The sequence below is a fragment of the Oleiphilus sp. HI0086 genome, assembly GCF_001635225.1.
Genome location: NZ_LWFZ01001440.1, coordinates 1 through 1,194 on the forward strand (window position 1 = coordinate 1; position 1,194 = coordinate 1,194).

The following is a 1,194-nucleotide window of genomic DNA, read 5'->3' on the forward strand; positions in this document are numbered from 1 at the left end:
AAGCTGTGGTCACGTCGATTAACGTTCTTAATAAAAAACTCAAGTTGTGTTTCGGCGATACCTAAGGCTTTACCAACATCCCTGACGGCGCTTTTAAAGCGATAAGTGATGACGCTTGCAGCTAAGGCTGCTCGTTCTCGGCCGTATTTCTGATAAATATACTGAATGACTTCTTCACGGCGTTCGTGTTCGAAATCGACGTCGATATCAGGCGGCTCATTGCGCTCCTTACTGATAAAGCGCTCAAACAATACAGATATCTGGCGAGGGTCGACAGAGGTGATTTCCAGGCAATAACACACTACCGAGTTGGCTGCAGAGCCTCTTCCTTGATAAAGAATTCCTCTTTGTTTGGCGAACATTACAATGTCGTGGATCGTTAGGAAGAAGTAGGCATAGTCCAGCTCTGCAATTAGATTCAGCTCTTTGTCTATGGTTGACTGAATATGATCAGGAATACCTTGAGGGAAACGAAACCTCACGCCTTGTGTGACTAAAGTACGCAGGTAAGAGATGGGTGTTTCATTGTTCGGGACTAGCTCGCTAGGGTATTCGTAACGAAGTTCATTAAGCTTGAATTGGCATTGTTGGGCGATAACAAGAGTTTCGTGTAAATACTCCTCGCGAAACAGTTTGCTTATTTTCTGTCTGGACCTTAAACAACGCTCGGTATTGTTAAGTAGCTGCTTGCCAGACTGAGCAATGGTACGGCCTTTTCTGATGGCTGTCAGAGCGTGCTGTAGCGGTAGGCGTGTTGCGGTATGCATTAATACACCACCGCAGGCGGTGATGGCTAAGTCCCAACTTTCGGCCAAACGCTGGCAGTGCTGGATATATTGTTTATCGTTGTATTTCAGGTGGCGCTGTAAGCCAAGCCAAAGTCTGTTGGCGTGATGCTTCTTCAGCCATTTGGCTTGGGAATGGTCATGCGCCTTACCGCTGGGTAACCAGATAAGCAGGCAATGCTGAATGCTCATGATATCCCAGTCTGTTAATTGGTATTCACCTTTCTTGGCTCGACGTCTAGCATTCGTAATTAAGCGACATAGCTCGGCATAAGCTTGTCGATGGGGGCAGAGTAGTATCAATTCTAGATGTTTGCCGAGGCGGAAGAGGCTGCCGACAATCAGCTTTATTGGTAGCTGATGCTCTTTTATCGCCGTATGTGCTTTGACTACACCGGCGACTGAACAT

General features: G+C 46.7%; 1 pseudogene. It reads right to left on the reverse strand.

Going from position 1 to position 1,194, the window contains the following annotated elements:
* Nucleotides 1–1,194, reverse strand: a pseudogene (locus tag A3756_RS24495) (error-prone DNA polymerase); the annotation flags it as partial.